13 protein-coding genes are annotated in these 15,476 nt (G+C 72.0%); 6 read left to right on the top strand and 7 right to left on the bottom strand.

Annotation, left to right across the window (positions count from 1 at the left end):
• Positions 1 to 112 precede the first annotated feature (112 nt).
• The gene (locus D9V37_RS15035) at positions 113 to 955 is read left to right on the top strand and encodes a hypothetical protein (protein ID WP_121807000.1); all 843 of its coding nucleotides are present in this window, start codon (positions 113 to 115) and stop codon (positions 953 to 955) included.
• Here D9V37_RS15035 and D9V37_RS15030 read toward each other — a convergent pair.
• Both D9V37_RS15030 and D9V37_RS15025 read right to left on the bottom strand, forming a co-directional pair.
• Positions 941 to 2,134, bottom strand: a complete 1,194-nt coding sequence (locus tag D9V37_RS15030; protein ID WP_158604488.1) for an asparagine synthase-related protein — start codon at positions 2,132 to 2,134, stop codon at positions 941 to 943. The two genes, D9V37_RS15035 and D9V37_RS15030, sit on opposite strands and share 15 nt — an antisense overlap.
• Entirely contained in the window at positions 2,131 to 2,568 is a 438-nt protein-coding gene (locus D9V37_RS15025; protein WP_121806998.1) for a lasso peptide biosynthesis B2 protein, read from the bottom strand. The genes D9V37_RS15030 and D9V37_RS15025 overlap by 4 nt, the downstream gene beginning before the upstream one ends.
• A 117-nt stretch (positions 2,569 to 2,685) precedes the next feature.
• Between D9V37_RS15025 and D9V37_RS15020 the strand changes: the two genes are divergently transcribed.
• Positions 2,686 to 3,807, top strand: a complete 1,122-nt coding sequence (locus tag D9V37_RS15020) for a nucleotidyltransferase family protein (RefSeq protein WP_121806997.1) — start codon at positions 2,686 to 2,688, stop codon at positions 3,805 to 3,807.
• On the opposite strand, the gene D9V37_RS15015 is transcribed toward D9V37_RS15020, so the two are convergent.
• Genes D9V37_RS15015 through D9V37_RS15005 form a run of 3 tightly spaced genes read right to left on the bottom strand, consistent with a single transcriptional unit; the run spans position 3,795 to position 6,934 of the window.
• A complete protein-coding gene (locus tag D9V37_RS15015; RefSeq protein WP_198412583.1) occupies positions 3,795 to 5,564 on the bottom strand; it encodes an ABC transporter ATP-binding protein in 1,770 nt (589 codons plus the stop codon). The two genes, D9V37_RS15020 and D9V37_RS15015, sit on opposite strands and share 13 nt — an antisense overlap.
• Before the next feature lie 6 nt (positions 5,565 to 5,570).
• Positions 5,571 to 5,831: a PqqD family protein gene (locus tag D9V37_RS15010; RefSeq protein WP_121806996.1), complete on the bottom strand. Its 261-nt coding sequence runs from the start codon at positions 5,829 to 5,831 to the stop codon at positions 5,571 to 5,573.
• A complete protein-coding gene (locus D9V37_RS15005; protein WP_121807832.1) occupies positions 5,828 to 6,934 on the bottom strand; it encodes a citrate synthase 2 in 1,107 nt (368 codons plus the stop codon). The genes D9V37_RS15010 and D9V37_RS15005 overlap by 4 nt, the downstream gene beginning before the upstream one ends.
• A gap of 35 nt (positions 6,935 to 6,969) precedes the next feature.
• Between D9V37_RS15005 and pdxH the strand changes: the two genes are divergently transcribed.
• On the top strand, positions 6,970 to 7,734 hold the full coding sequence (gene pdxH / locus D9V37_RS15000) for a pyridoxamine 5'-phosphate oxidase (RefSeq protein WP_121806995.1): 765 nt from the start codon (positions 6,970 to 6,972) through the stop codon (positions 7,732 to 7,734).
• Between the two features lie 96 nt (positions 7,735 to 7,830).
• Here pdxH and D9V37_RS14995 read toward each other — a convergent pair whose 3' ends face one another.
• Positions 7,831 to 9,123, bottom strand: coding sequence for a DUF1501 domain-containing protein (locus tag D9V37_RS14995; RefSeq protein ID WP_158604487.1), 1,293 nt, complete (start codon positions 9,121 to 9,123; stop codon positions 7,831 to 7,833).
• A 26-nt stretch (positions 9,124 to 9,149) separates the two neighbouring features.
• Entirely contained in the window at positions 9,150 to 10,736 is a 1,587-nt protein-coding gene (locus D9V37_RS14990) for a DUF1800 domain-containing protein (protein WP_121806993.1), read from the bottom strand.
• A 128-nt stretch (positions 10,737 to 10,864) separates the two neighbouring features.
• On the opposite strand from D9V37_RS14990, the gene D9V37_RS20520 reads away from it, so the two are divergent.
• From D9V37_RS20520 to D9V37_RS14975, 3 genes are read left to right on the top strand one after another with little or no spacing between them, the layout of a single operon-like run.
• Positions 10,865 to 11,509 (top strand): TetR/AcrR family transcriptional regulator, encoded by a 645-nt coding sequence (locus D9V37_RS20520; protein ID WP_198412582.1) that lies wholly within the window; start codon positions 10,865 to 10,867, stop codon positions 11,507 to 11,509.
• A gap of 2 nt (positions 11,510 to 11,511) precedes the next feature.
• A complete protein-coding gene (locus D9V37_RS14980; RefSeq protein ID WP_121806992.1) occupies positions 11,512 to 13,251 on the top strand; it encodes an ABC transporter ATP-binding protein in 1,740 nt (579 codons plus the stop codon).
• Positions 13,248 to 15,227: an ABC transporter ATP-binding protein gene (locus D9V37_RS14975; RefSeq protein ID WP_121806991.1), complete on the top strand. Its 1,980-nt coding sequence runs from the start codon at positions 13,248 to 13,250 to the stop codon at positions 15,225 to 15,227. Before D9V37_RS14980 ends, D9V37_RS14975 begins: the two co-directional genes overlap by 4 nt.
• Positions 15,228 to 15,476 lie beyond the last annotated feature (249 nt).

The raw sequence follows: 15,476 nt of genomic DNA, 5'->3' as shown, positions 1-15,476 counted from the left end.
GTGCGCGTCAGCGGTGTGAAGTGTCACCGAGAAACTACGTCGCGCGCCGTGCCGCCCGACAGGGGAGGTCTCCCCTAAGGGTCTCGCCCGAGATGCCCCACGGACGGTGGCGATGACCGGCTTCGGCGTGTACGGGCTGCGCCTGGAGGGACTCTCCGGAGCGCTGGGGCTGATGGCGCCGGCCCGCGACGGCGACCCCGAGATCCGGGTCGAGCGCATCACGGACCCGGCCGACCGGCTGCCCGACCCTCGGTTCGTCCTCGACCGCGACCGCGCGCTGCTGCCCCTCTCCGACGGCGAGAGCTGGGCCGAGCTGCGACGCGGCGAGACCACGGTGCGGCTCTGGCTCGGCCGCGACTACACCGACGAGGAGCTCTTGCACCCGCTGCTCTCGGGCACCTGCGCGGTGACCAACTGGTGGCACGGACGCGACGCCATGCACGCCGGCGCCGTGGTGGTGGACGGTCGTGCCTGGGCGGTCATCGGCCACAAGAACCAGGGCAAGAGCACCACCCTGGGCTACCTCGCCTCGTGCGGGCTGCCGGTGCTCAGTGACGACGTCGTGGTCGAGGACGGTGGCCTCGTGCTCCCCGGCCCGGCGTTCGTCGACCTGCGCCCCGACGCTGCCCGTCATCTCGGCCTGGGTCGTGACCTGGGTGTGCTCGGCGCCCGCCCGCGCTACCGCTACGACGTGACGCCGGTCGTGACCGGGGTGCCGCTGGCGGGGTGGCTGCTGCTGGAGTGGGGTGAGCGCACCGGTCTGGCGCCGTTATCCGCCGGCGAGCGAATCAAGGTGCTGCTGGAGAACCGCGCGGTGCTCCTCGAGCCGGCCGACCCCGTGGCGCTCATGGGTTACGCCGCGCTGCCCTTCCTCCGGCTGTCGCGGCCCCGGCGGTGGGAGTCGCTGGCCGAGGTGGCCGAGGTGCTGGCGGAGTTGCCCTCAGGCTCGGTCTGAGGCCGGCGAGCGACGGTCGGCGGCCAGCCACGCGTCTTGGAGCAGCGCGAACGTGCGGGCGTCGGGCTCGTCGTCGTGGGTCCACGTGCGGCGCAGCTCCTCGGCCACGACGTAGTCGGGGTCCAGGCCGGTGCCGTCCCAGTCGTGGGCGAACGCCCGCGCGTGGCGGTGGAAGAACGCGGAGTCGAAGTAGGCCTTGGAGCTGCGGGCGCACATCTCCTCGGGCAGCAGATCGCCGACGAGGTGACGCACGGCCGCGGTCCGCGTCTCGAACATGCGCCACGACCGCTCGGCCAGCAGGGCGCCGACGAAGCGTTCGTCGGCGAACGGTGCGGAGTGCGTGACGTCGTACTCGGCCGCCAGCCGGTCCAGCGTCTCCAGGCCGAGCACGCGGGAACGCAGCCGCCACAGCGTCTGCGTCATCGACCGCCGCAGCGAGAGGCTCTCGCGCTCGGCCTGGTCGCGTCGCGCGTCCTGCACGATGTCGAAGGCGTACTCGGTGAGCCACGGCGGACGGGTGGGCACCTCGTCCCGACGGACCTCGCGCCGCCGCAGCACCTGTCCGCGCACGGCTCTCGGCCCTGCCGCTGCCAGCACGATGCGGGCCAGGTCGCGAGGACCACCGGGCCGCAGCCGCTGGGCCACGAGGTTCTCGTGACGCCACGCCCAGCCCGCGGAGGTGGTCTCGTCGCCGAAGACCCCGGAGAGCACCGTGCCGCCGCGGGCGAGCTCGAAGATCGGCACGTGGAAGTAGACGTTGAAGGGCCAGGTACGGCCCAGCGTCCGCAGCACCGGCCGGGCGAGGGGCCCGACCAGGTCGATCTCGTCGTGCAGCACCACGCGGTTCCACTCGGGCAGGGCGAGGTGGCGCACCACCAGCTCCTGCCACGCCGACTCCTCGGCACTCTCGCACTCGGGGAAGACCAACGTCGTCGGCACCGGCAGCGGCAGTCCCTCGCGGCGGGCGACGTGAGCGGCCACGGCCAGCACGGAGGACGAGTCGCGGCCGCCGGAGAAGCTGACCAGGCAGGGCGGCCGCTGCAGCGCCTCGAGCACCACCGACTCGAGGGCCTCGCGAGCGGTGGCGCCGCGCGGCGCCCGCGGCGCGGTCACCTCCGGGTCGAGGCCGAACACCAGCCCGGTGCCGCGCTCGAGCGCGGCGAGTCGGTCGCGGCTCACGCGGCCGGCGCCGGGACGCGGTGGATCTCGGTGTAGCGGCCACGCTCCCGGGCCGTGGTGAGCTCCTCGATCCAGGCGTGGGCGGCGATGGCACCGGCCTCATCACGGCGCACGCCCACCACCACCTCGAAGTCCACTCCGTGGGCGCTCAACCACCGCTGGAGGACGTAGGAGCGCTCGAGGCAGGTAGGGGAGAGCCGCGAGAGCACGCCGTAGACGCCGCGCCGGCTGCTCCAGGGCAGCAGCGCCGGTGGCGCCGGCACCGCGGCGGCGAAGCCGACTCGTCGCAGCCGGCGCCGGGTGATCGCGATGGCCAGCCAGGTCCAGACCGCCGCGGCCATCACGACCGGCGAGCGGCGGGGCCGCACCGGACGGCTCTCCAGCTCGGCGTAGTGCCGCCGCTGGTCGGCGGAGTCGGGGTGGTCGGGCTTCACGGGCGTCCATCGGTGGGTGCAGTGGGAACACCGCCATGCTAGAGGCGGCCATCGGCTCGGAGGCGAGTTCGGCCAGACCCCTGCGCCCAGCCCGGCGAGGAGGCAGGATGGCCGCCCGTGGACGACGCCGACGCCTTCGTGCACGGCGCGACCCGGTCGTTCGCCCGCGACCTGCCCTGTCCCACGCCGCCGCCGCAGATCACCTGGGTCGAGCGCGCGGTGGCGGCCGGTGTCCTGGCCCCAGTGACCTTCGCGGTCCAGACCGCGGGTCACCCGGTGCCGCCACCGTTGACGCGGTTGCGCAGTGGCGCCGCCGCTCGCGACATGCGCACCGTGGCCGACCTGGTGCGGCTGGGGTCGGCGCTCGACGGGGCGGACATCGAGTGGGCGGCGCTGAAGGGCCTGGTGCTGCGCAGCCTCGTCTTCGAGAAGAAGCAGGTGCGCGACGCCGCCGACCTCGACGTGCTCGTCTCCCCGACGCGGGTGGGTGAGGCCGTCGCCGTGCTGGGGTTGGCCGGGGCGAGCGTGGTGCCCGAGGACTGGGACTACGCGGTGCGCCACCGCACGGCCGAGCTGAGCATGCGGCTGCCCCACGGCACCGTGCTCGACCTGCACTGGAGCCTGGTCAACCACGCCGCACTGCGCGACCGCACGCACCTCGCGGCCGACGTGCTCCTCGGGCGTCGCCGACTGGTCCGGGTCGAGGGTGCCTCGGTGGCCACCCTCGACGAGCTCGACTTCGCCCTGCACGTGATGCTGCACGCCTGCCTGTCGGGCTGCTCGGAGCTGCGCTGGCTGCTCGACGTGCAGCAGGTGCTCCGCGCGGCCGACTTCGCGCCGGACCAGCTGCGTGGACGCGCCCAGGAGTGGGGCGTGGTCCCGCACGTACGGGCGGTGCTCGAGGCCACGTCTCGCTGGCTCGATCCCGCCGTCGGACCGTGGGCGGCCGCGATGGGCCCGCGCACCGCCTGGGTGCGGCTGCTCGACCGGCTGGGTCGCCGCCGGCCACCGTCGGCCCCGTCGGCGAGCGTCCACTCGGTGCGCAACTGGTACCGGGCCACTCGTGACACCGGACCGGCCACGGCCGGCGCCGTCGCGCACATGCTGGCCGAGGGGGTGCGCTACCGGCTGCGAGGCATCGACCTGCCGGTGAGCGACCCCGTGCCGGACGACGCCGGGCTGGCGCGCTGGGTGGTCGCGGCCGAGCGCGAGGACGCTCGGCGCACTCAGTCCAGGTAGGCCGCCGCCTGCAGGGCGTACAGCTCGGCGTAGGTGCCGCCCAGCGCCACCAGCTCGTCGTGCGTGCCCTCCTCGGCGACCCGGCCGGCGTCCATCACGTAGATGTAGTCGGCGCTTCGCACGCTGGAGAAGCGGTGCGAGATGAGCAGCGCCGTGCGGCCCGCGAGCATGGAGCGCACGTCGCCGAACAGGGCGGCCTCGGCGCGCGGATCCATCGCCGCGGTCGGCTCGTCGAGCACCACCACCGCGGAGTCGCGGTAGAGCGCGCGGGCCAGCGCGACGCGTTGCCACTGCCCGCCCGAGAGGTCGCTGCCGGCCTCCAGCTCCTGGCCGAGCATGGTGTCATAGCCCGACGGCAGGGCGGCGAGCGCCTCGTCGATGCCGGCGCTGCGGGCAGCGGCACGGACGTGCTCCTCTTCGACCGGGCGACGGGTGTCGGCCAGCACGATGTTGTCGCGCGCCGACATCTGGTAGCGGATGAAGTCCTGGAAGAGCACGGTGACCGAGGCGCGCAGGTCGTGACCCGCGGCCGGCTCGTCGTCCCATGACACCGAGCCCGACGTCGGCGCGTACAGACCGGCGACGACCTTGGCCAGCGTGGTCTTGCCCGAGCCGTTCTCGCCCACCAACGCCACCACGCTGCCGCGGGGCAGCGAAATGCTCACCTCGCGCACGGCGGGCTCGTGGTCGGGATAGGCGAAGCTGACGTCGCGCAGGGTCAGCGCTCGGTCCAGCGGCCGACCGGGTCGCAGCGACTCCTCGGTGACGGCGTCGTCGAGGAACGACTCCAGGTCGGCCAGGAAGGGTACGGCCTCGTTGAGGGTGCTCATCGCCGTGAGCGTGGTGGTCATCTGGCCGCCGAGCAGGCGGGCCGCGATGGCCGCAGCGCCTGCCTCGCTCAGGCTCAGCCGCCCGTGCTGCACCAGCACCACCACCAGGACCAGGGTCGCGGCGAGCCCCAGGGCGGAGACGAGCGTCGAGAGCAGCCCGAGGCCCTGTCGGCGGCGCACGTGCGGCACCAGGTCGGCGAGGTAGTCGGCGTCGGCGTCACCGTGCCGGCCGAGGAGGTGGGGCGCCGCGCCGAAGGCCCGGACCTCGGCGGCGTTGGGCCGTGAGATCAGCACCACCTTGAGGTAGAGCCGGCGCCGCTGCAGCGGGTTGGTGCGCACCGCGAAGCGGAACTCGAGTCGGCTCGAGAGCCGGTTGAGCGCGACGACCGGCACCGCCACCACCAGCAGGGTCGGCACCAGCAGCGGGTCGAGCGCGGCCAGCGCCACCACCATGCCGACCAGCCCGACGAGCCCGCCCGCGAGGCCGAGCACGCTGGAGACCACCGAGGCCGGCCGGCTCAGCGCGTTGTTGCGCACCCGCTCCAGGCGGTCGAGGAACGACGTCGACTCCCACGTCACCAGGGGCACCCCGGCGCAGGCGCGCAGCACGCCGCGCCACATCTGCTGGGTCACCCGCTCGCCGAGGATGCGCTGCTGCTGGCTCTGCAGCACCCCCACCGAGGAGCTGATCGCCACCACCGCCGCCAGCACCGCTAGAGCGAGGACGAGGGTGCCGGAGACCGACGACGCCGACGGTGCGTCGAGCACGGCGTCAAGCGCCAGCTTGCTCGCCAGCACGACGCCGATGCCGCTGAGGGCGCCGAGGGCCTGGAGGGCGGCTGCGACCACCGTGCCGGTGCGGTCGGCGTGCCACACGATGCCGACCGCGCGCAGCAGCACCCCCGAGCGGCGCGCGGTCTCAGCCACGGCAGCTCATGCCAGGACGCCGAGCTCCTGGCAGTGGGCGACGAAGGCGGCGACGTCGGCGCGCGCCTGCGCTTCGTCCACGTCGTAGGCGGAGGTGAGGGCCGCGACCAGGCCGTCCTCGTCGGCGCCGTCGGCCAGCACCTTCCAGAGCACGGCGCCGGTGCCGTTGAGGGAGAAGTACTGCGAGGAGGCCAGGTCGAGGATCACGATCTCCTCGTCGACCTCGCGCCAGGACAGGTCCTCCGAGCGGGCCTTGATCTGGCTCATGCCGTGCCCCAGCTCGGGTCCCAGCCCTCGATGTCGGAGGCCGGTCGGGTGCCCGGTCCCTCGTAGACCGCCGAGGGGCGGATGAGCCGGCCGGTGCGCTTCTGTTCGAGGATGTGCGCCGACCAGCCGCCGGTGCGGGCGCAGGTGAACATGGCGGTGAACATGTTCGCGGGCACCTCGGCGAAGTCGAGCACGATGGCGGCCCAGAACTCGACGTTGGTCTCCAGCACCCGGTCGGGCCGCCGCTCGCGCAGCTCGGCCAGGGCGGCCTTCTCCAGCGCCTCGGCCACCTCGTAGCGCGGGGCCCCGAGCTCGCGGGCGGTGCGGCGCAGGACGCGAGCGCGGGGGTCCTCGGCGCGGTAGACCCGATGGCCGAAGCCCATCAGCCGCTCGCCCTTGTCGAGGAGCTGCTTGACGTAGCCGCTGGCGTCGCCGGTCTTCTCGACCTCCTCGATCATGCCGAGTACCCGCGAGGGCGCGCCGCCGTGCAGCGGGCCCGACATGGCGCCGATGGCGCCGGAGAAGGCGGCCGCGACGTCGGCACCCGTGGAGGTGATCACCCGCGCGGTGAACGTCGAGGCGTTCATGCCGTGCTCGGCTGCGGAGCTCCAGTAGGCGTCGATCGCGTGCGCGTGCTTGGGATCGGCCTCGCCGCGCCAGCGGATCAGGAACTTCTCGGCCAGCGTCGCGCCCTGGTCGACCTCGCTCTGGGTGATGACGTGCTTGCCGAGGCCGCGCGCGGACTGGGCGGCGTAGGAGAGCACCATCACCGCCACGCGGGAGAGGTCGGTGCGGGCCTGCTCGTCGGTGATGTCGTAGGTCTGGCCCATGCCGAGCATCGGCGCCAGCATCGCCACCGACGCCTGTACGTCGGCGCGGACGTCGCCGGTGTGGATCGCGATGTTGTACGGCTCCGCCGGCGGGAGCCCCGGTTCGTAGCTGCCGTCGACCAGCAGCCCCCACACCTTCTCGAACGGAACCCGGCCGACCAGGTCCTCGATGTCGACGCCGCGGTAGCGCAGCGACGACCCTTCCTTGTCGGGCTCGGCGATCTCGGTCCGGAAGGCGACGACGCCTTCGAGACCCTCGTGGACCTCGGTCATGTCGCGCATCATGCCGCACGGCCTAGTTTGGGCCCATGGACGACCGCCGCGAACCCGACCTCCGCGCGATCCTCGACGACGCCGCGAAGGCGGTCGTCTCCGGGCTCGGGTCGGCCGCCGACGGCCTGCGTACGCTCGCCGACCGGCTCGAGCAGCCGCGCGAGGGCCAGCGCTTCGGGCGGCTGGACTACACCGCCGGGGGACTGGCCGAGTCCGACCTGACCGATGAGCCGATGGCCCTCTTCGAGCGCTGGTACGCCGAGGCCCAGGACGCCGAGCGCGAGGCCAACGCGATGGTGCTCGGCACCGTCGGCCACGGCCGACCGTCGTCGCGCACCGTGCTGCTCAAGGGCCTCGACGGGGGTTGGCGCTTCTTCACCAACTACGACTCGCGCAAGGGCGACGAGCTGGCCGGCAACCCCGCCTGCTCGCTGCTGTTTCCCTGGTACGCCCTCGAGCGCCAGGTCCGCGTCGAGGGCGTCGCCGAGCGGCTGCCGCGCGAGGACTCCGAGGCCTACTTCGCCACCCGCCCCCGCGACTCCCAGCTCGGCGCCTGGGCCTCGGTCGACCCGGCCCCCCAGTCCGCCGTCGTCGCCGACCGCGACGCCCTGCAGGCCGCCTACGACGCCGCGCAGGCGCGCTTCGCCGACGCCGACGTGCCCTGCCCGCCCACCTGGGGCGGCTACGTCGTCCGCCCCGAGGCCGTGGAGTTCTGGCAGGGCCGCCACGGCCGCGTCCACGACCGGCTGCGGTACCGCCGCGAGGAGACGGGCTGGGTCACCGAGCGGCTCGCGCCGTAGTGCGGATGGCGGGTGGTTTCGAGACGGTCGTGGGCGACCTCCTCGACCATCGCTCGGAGTGCCGCTCTGGCACCCTGCCGGAGGTCGGCCGAAGCCTCAGCTCATCGTGCCGATCGTCTGCGGTACGGCCAGGTCGGGAAAGATCGTGGCCTTCTGACCCGAGAGGGCCGGGAAGCGGTTGGCGATGACCTCCCAGAGCACGCTCTGGAAGTTCGTGCGGACGGCCAGGTCGCCCTGGTTGAGGGTCGACAGGCCGGGCCATTCGCCCTTGACGGTGCCGCCGGCCACGCCGGCGCCGAGGGTGAGCATGACGTTGCCGTAGCCGTGGTCGAGGCCGGCGCTGCCGTTCTGGGCGACGCGGCGGCCGAACTCGCTCATGGTCACCACGGTGACGCGGGTGGCGGCGGTGCCGAGGTCGTCGAAGAAGGCCTTGAGCGAGGCGGCGAGGTGGGTGACCTGAGTGAGCATCCAGCCCGAGGAGACGGTGCCCAGGCCCTGGTGCATGTCCCAGTTGCCGTAGTCGACGGTGATGAACTTGGCGCCGACGTCGGCCTTGATGAGGGCCGCGGTGTTCGACAAGACGCTCTGCAGGGCGCCGGTGGGGTAGTTGGCGGGGTTGAGGATCGTGGTGTCCTTCACGGCCGCGCGGGTGACCAGCGGGGCGAGCCGGTTGACGGTGCCGAGCGCGTCGCGCACGGAGTTGCCGGCCTCGTCGGTGTGGCCGGCCCACATCGCGTTGATCGAGGCCTGTCGGGGCGCCTGGTTGGCGTTGCTGTCCAGCGGCACCAGGGCGAGGTCGGCCAGCTGGCTGGCGCCGAGCGCCGGGGCGGGGCCGGTCAGCGACGTCGGCAGCAGCACGGTGCCCAGCTGCATGGCCGTCTCGGGCACGGCGCCAGAGGTGACGCCCACCGTGCGGTTGATCCAGCCGACGCGCAGCGAGTCGTTGACCGAGGCGTCCTCGATCGCCTCCATGGCGTCGAAGTGGCTGCGGTTGGGGGCGGGCAGGCCCACGGCGTGCACGGCGCCGAACGTGCCCGCGTTCCACATCGGCACCAGCGGCGCGAACGCGGGGTGCAGCCCGAAGTTGGTGTCGCCGCCGACCAGGGAGGCCTTGGGCACGACGATGCCGGGGCGCGCCGCGGAGAGCGTGTCCCAGTCTGCGCCACGGGGCACGACCATCGACAGGCCGTCGGCGCCGCCGCGCATGCTGAGCACGACGAGCACGTTGTTGCCGGTCTCGGCGCCGTAGGCGACCTGGCGGAAGGAGTCGCCGAACATCTGGGCGCCGGCGACGGCGCCGGTGAGCGCGGCGGCCGAGGCGAGGAAGCGCCGGCGGTCGATCGAGAAGCCCGTGCAGCCGCAGGGCTCGGTGGCGGTGGTGGCGTCCATGGCAGGTCCCGGTGTCGTCGTGGCGGTCATCGGTACAGGTGGAGCGGGGAGTCGAGCAGGGTCGAGACGATGGCGATCTTGCGCCAGTAGCTGTTGGCCTCGGCCTGCGTCATCACGTGGGTCAGCGGCCAGCCGAGCAGCGTCGCGATGGCCCCGCTGATCGTCGGCCCGGGCGTCTCGCCGAGCAGGTTGGTGCTGACGACGTCGATGACGTTCTGCAGGGTCGCGGGCAGCGGCGGGAACAGGGTCGCGAGGTCGGGCAGCGTCGCGCCGGTGGTGGGCCACCAGTGGGCCACCATGTTGCGGTGGCTGGAGAAGCTGTTCAGCATCCGCCCGGCGCTCGACCACGCCGCGTTGACCTCGGGGTAGCCGTTCGGCGGCGCCCACTCGTACGGCGGGGCGCCGAGCGTCTTGTACTGCCACAGCATCGCGTTGACGAAGTCGCCGCTGGCCGAGGGCTGCGCCAGGGTGATGCCCAGCGAGCGCACCATCGCCTGGTAGTCCTCCTGCGGGCTTCGCAGCTTTTTGCCGACGGAGGCGTTGAACTCCGGGTGGTCGACCAGCGCGAGGAGTGTGGTCTTGATGTCGGTGTTGCTGGCCGTGTAGGCGGCGGCGACGGTGCTGACCAGGTCGGCGGACGGGTTGTCGCTGACGAACCGCACGCACAGCCGGCGCGCGATCCGCGCGGCGGTTTTGGGGTGCTTGGCCAGGTAGGACAGGTAGGCCATGGTCACGGCCTGGCCGTCGGCGGCGGTGTTCGTGCTGCTGAAGTCCATGACCGACACCGCGCCCGTGTAGTGGCGGGCCGTGTCGTAGTAGGCGTTGAACGTGGGCCAGGTGTCGACGCGGTAGCCGGTGAGGATCTTGGCGGAGTCCTTGACGTTCGCCTCGGTGTAGCCGGCGCCGAACCCGACGGTGTGCAGCTCGAGCAGCTCGCGGCCCAGGTTCTCGTTGGGTGCGGTCTTGGTGGAGACGTTGTTGTTGAGGTAGATCCCCATCGCGGGGTGGACGATCACCTTCTGCAGCAGCTGCTCGAAGCTGGTGAACGCGTACTGCCGGATCACCTGGTCGTAGTCGGCCCGCGCGTAGGCGGCACCGTTGCCGTTGCCCAGTGCGACGTTGAACAGGTTGGACCAGAAGTCGACCATCACCTCGTGCACCTGGCGCGTGCTGTGGATGCGCCGCGCCACGGTCCACTTGCTCAGGTCGTCCATGACCACCCAGGACCCCTCGGTCCCGGCCTTCTCCCGGGAGTAGATCTCCTGCGGGGTCCGGTTCAAGAACGCGAACCAGCCGTTGACGGTGTCGCCGGCCGGATCGGTGACGGCGGACGGCGTCATCTGCTGCACCAGCCAGGCCCGTGCCCCGCCGGCTCCATTGATCGCGCTGCCCAGGGCCGGCGTCACGCCGAAGCTGAAGCGTCGCGCGAGGTGGAGGGCGGTGGGGGAGAGCAGCGGGTTCGCCGCGGTCACGATGGGCGTCACGGTCGGCTTGGACGTCGACGGCTTGGAGGTCGTCGGCTTGGTCGCGCTGACCTGGTGCTTGTGCTTGCGCCGGCGGCGCTTCTTGCGCGGCTTGCGGCGCTCGGCCGGATCGGCAGCCAGCAGCGTCATACGATCACTCCCCCGTGAGTTGCCCCAAAAATATGGCAAAACGGACACCGCTCGCGGACAAACGACGAAATCGGGTCGCCGAGGCCGAGCACTTGTGAGTGAGTACTCACTCACCCATACTGACCGGCATGAGTCCACGCGCCACCCCGATGGCCCCCGAGGAGCGACGTCGCGCCATCGTGGAGGTCGTCGTGCCGCTGCTGATGGCGAGCGGCCGCGAGTGCACCACCCGGCAGATCGCGGAGGCGGCCGGCATCGCCGAGGGCACGATCTTCCGGGCCTTCCCCGACAAGATCGCGCTGTGGCAAGCGGTCGTCGAGCACGTGGTGGACCCCCAGACCGAGACCCGGCAGCTGAAGGAGGCCTCGGCCCGCGCGAGCGACCTGCGATCGCTGGTGGTGAGCCTGGCCGATCACCTCTTCGCCCGCTCGCAGCGCGTGATGACGGTGGTGGGGGTCTGGCGCGGCGCGATCCTCCAGCAGTACCGCAGCGGTGAGCGCGAGATGCCCGGCTCGGGCGGCAAGCACCGGCCGCCGGACTTCCTCGTCGATGCCAACCGGGCGCTGATGGACGGCCTGGCCGACCTCTTCGCGGTCTACGCCGACGAGCTCAGCGTCGCACCCCGGACCGCGGCGGCGACGCTGCGCACCCTCGCGATCGGCCAGCGCCACCCCGGCGCGTTCGAGGAATTCCTGATGACGCCCGAGGAGATCGCGGACATCATGCTCGACGGCATCCGTCGTCGCACCCACGTCTCGGAAGGAGCGGCCTGACCGTGCTGCTGTCCCTGCTGCGCGAGCGCCTCGCGCCCTACCGCCACCTCCTCGGCGCGGTGGTGGCCCTGCAGTTCGTGAGCGTCCTGGCGATGCTCTACCTGCCCTCGCTCAACGCCGACATCATCGACCGCGGCATCGCCGACGGCGACACCGACTACATCCTGCGCATCGGCGGCGTCATGCTCGCCGTCTCGCTCATCCAGATCGCCTGCTCGGTGGGGGCGGTGTGGTTCGGCGCGCGCTCCGCGATGAGCCTGGGGCGCGACCTGCGTGCCGCCGTCTTCGGCCGGGTCGGCACCTTCTCCACCCGCGAGGTGCAGCAGTTCGGCGCCCCGTCGCTGATCACGCGCAGCACCAACGACGTCCAGCAGGTGCAGATGCTGGTGCTGATGGCCTGCACCATCGCGGTCTCGGCGCCGATCATGATGGTCGGCGGCGTGGTGATGGCGCTGCGCCAAGACGTCGGGCTCGGCTGGATCCTGGCCGTCGTCGTGCCGGTGCTGTTCTTGACCGTCGGCTTCGTGGTGAGCCGGATGGTGCCCAACTTCCGCCAGATGCAGGGGCGCATCGACGAGGTGAACCGGGTCCTGCGCGAGCAGATCACCGGCATCCGCGTGGTGCGTGCCTTCACTCGTGAGCCCTACGAGGCGCAGCGCTTCGGCGTCGCCAACGACCAGCTCACCGAGGTCGCGGTCCGCGCGGGCCGCTGGATGGCCACGATGTTCCCGCTGGTGATGCTGGTCGTGAACGTCTCGAGCGTCGGCGTCATCTGGTTCGGCGGCCACCGCGTCGACTCGGGCCAGATGCAGGTGGGCGCGCTGACGGCGTTCTTGTCCTACCTGATGCAGATCCTGATGTCGGTGATGATGGCGACCTTCATGCTGATGCAGGTGCCGCGTGCCGCGGTCTGCGGCGACCGGATCGGCGAGGTGCTCGGCACCAGTACGTCGGTGGCGCCGCCCGAGGAGCCGCTCGCGCCGGCGCCCGCCGAGCGCGGCTACCTCGACCTCGAGCACGTCACCTTCGCCTACCCCGGCGCCGACGAGCCCGTGCTGCACGACGTCTCGCTGTCCGGCCGGCCCGGTCAGACCGTGGCGGTGATCGGCTCCACCGGAGCCGGCAAGTCCACCCTGGTCAACCTCGTGCCGCGGCTCTTCGACGTCACCGACGGCGTCGTGTCGGTCGGCGGGCTCGACGTGCGCCGCCAGGACCCCGAGCTGCTCTGGTCGCGCATCGGGCTGGTGCCGCAGCGGGCGTACCTGTTCTCCGGCACCGTGCGCGACAACCTGCGCTACGGCAAGGCCGACGCCACGGATGAGGAGATGTGGCAGGCGCTCGAGACCGCGCAGGCCCGCGACTTCGTCGAGGCGCTGCCCGAGGGGCTCGACGCGCCGGTCGCGCAGGGCGGTGGCAACTTCTCCGGCGGCCAGCGACAGCGGCTGGCCATCGCGCGGGCCCTCATCCGGCGCCCGGACGTCTACCTCTTCGACGACTCGTTCTCGGCACTCGACCTGGCCACCGACGCCCGGCTGCGGGCCGCGCTCAGGCCGGCGACGACCGAGGCGACGGTGGTCATCGTCGCGCAGCGGGTCAGCACGATCATGGACGCCGACCAGATCCTCGTGCTCGAGGACGGTCGCGTGGTCGGCCACGGCACCCACCGCGAGCTCCTCGAGGGCTGCGAGACCTACCAGGAGATCGTCTCCTCCCAGATGAGCGCCGAGGAGGCGACGGTATGAGCGACTCGCCCAAGACCAAGGGCTTCCGGGCCACCGAGCGCATCGAGGGCCAGGGCGGAGGTCCGGGTCGTGGCGGTCCGATGGGCGGCGGCATGGTCGCCCAGAAGGCCATGAACTTCGGCCCGTCGGCGCGCCGGCTGGTCGCGCGGCTGCGCCCGGAGCGCACGCGCGCCATCGGCGTCGTCGGGCTGGGCCTCGTCAGCGTGGTGCTGATGTCGCTCGGCCCGCGGATCCTCGGCCACGCCACCGACCTTGTCTTCGCCGGACTCTTCGGCAAGCGGCTGCCCGCCGGGCTGACCCAGGCCGAGGCCGTCCAGGCGCTGCGCGCCCGCGGCCAGGACAAGCTGGCCGACACGCTGAGCGGCATGAAGCACGTCGTGCCCGGGCAGGGGGTGGACTTCACCGCCGTCGGTCACGTGCTGCTGTGGGTGCTCGCCATCTACGCCGTCGCCTCGCTGCTGGGCTGGCTGCAGGGCTTCCTGCTCAACGGCGTCGTGCAGAACACCGTGCGCGCGATGCGGCAAGACGTCGAGGACAAGATCAACCGGCTGCCGCTGGGCTACTTCGACTCGAGTCCGCGCGGCGAGCTGCTCAGCCGGGTCACCAACGACATCGACAACATCAGCCAGAGCCTGCAGCAGACCATGAGCCAGCTGCTCACCTCGCTGATGACGGTGGTCGCGGTGCTGGCCATGATGCTGTGGATCTCACCGCTGCTCGCGCTCATCGCGCTGGTCTCGGTGCCGGTGTCGATCTACGTCACCCGCGCCATCATGAAGCGCTCGCAGGGCCAGTACGTCGCCCAGTGGCGCACCACCGGCCAGCTCAACGGGCAGATCGAGGAGGCCTTCTCCGGCCACGCGCTGGTCAAGGTCTTCAACCGCACCGAGGAGGTCGAGCGCCGCTTCGCCGAGCAGAACGAGCAGCTCTACCGGGTCTCCTTCGGCGCCCAGTTCGTCTCCGGACTGATCATGCCGGCGATGATGTTCATCGGGAACCTCAACTACGTCGTCATCGCCGTCGTCGGGGCGCTGCGGGTCTCCAGCGGCGCGCTCACCCTCGGCGAGGTGCAGGCGTTCGTGCAGTACACGCGCCAGTTCACCCAGCCGCTGACCACGGTGGCCTCGATGATGAACCTGCTGCAGTCGGGGGTCGCCTCGGCCGAGCGGGTCTTCGAGCTGCTCGACGCCGACGAGGAGCCCGCCGACCCACCGGCCTCGGCCGACGCCGCTCCGGGCCGCGGCGAGGTGGCCTTCGAGCACGTCTCGTTCTCCTACGACCACGACCGCCCGCTCATCGAGGACCTCTCGCTGGTCGCCCGTCCGGGCCAGACCGTCGCCATCGTCGGCCCCACCGGAGCGGGCAAGACCACGTTGGTGAATCTGGTGATGCGCTTCTACGACGTCGACGGCGGTCGCATCACCGTCGACGGCGTCGACATCACCACGATCCCGCGTGCCGAGCTGCGGGGCCGGATCGGCATGGTGCTGCAGGACACCTGGCTGTTCGGCGGCACGATCCGCGACAACATCGCCTACGGCCGCCCGGGCGCGAGCGAGGAGGACGTGCTGGCCGCAGCGCGGGCGACCTTCGTGGACCGCTTCGTGCACTCGCTGCCCGAGGGCTACGACACGGTGATCGACGAGGACGGCTCGAACCTCTCGGCGGGGGAGCGCCAGCTGGTCACCATCGCCCGTGCGTTCCTGACCGATCCGGCGCTACTGATCCTCGACGAGGCCACCTCCTCGGTCGACACCCGCACCGAGCTCCTGGTGCAGCAGGCGATGGCCGCCCTGCGCTCGGACCGCACGTCGTTCGTCATCGCCCACCGGCTCTCGACCATCCGCGACGCCGACCTGATCTTGGTGATGGAGGACGGCGCCATCGTCGAGCAGGGCAGCCACGAGGAGCTGCTGGCCGCCGAGGGCGCCTACGCGCGGCTCTACCAGTCGCAGTTCGCCGGCGCCACGACGTAGACGCCACGGCGTAGATAAGCCCTTGAGCGCTCCGCGTGCGCGCCCTACCGTGGTCGTACACGGGAAAGGAGGTGGTCCGATCAATGCATGCTTATCGGATTCGTGAGGTGGCTGCTCGCTAGCAGCGCACCACGCCAGTAGGCGGCACGCGTCGCGCGCTGGCAATCCATCAGCAGTCACCCGACCCGCAGGCGACCGGATCTCATCCGCCCGGTTCCAAGGGCCTTCGACGGAGGCCACGCCTGCGGG

It is taken from the genome of Nocardioides mangrovicus (genome assembly GCF_003674065.1).
GTDB classification, from domain to species: domain Bacteria; phylum Actinomycetota; class Actinomycetes; order Propionibacteriales; family Nocardioidaceae; genus Marmoricola; species Marmoricola mangrovicus.
The sequence above is the reverse complement of the archived record's forward strand: the minus strand, read 5'-3'. Positions and strand labels throughout refer to the sequence as shown.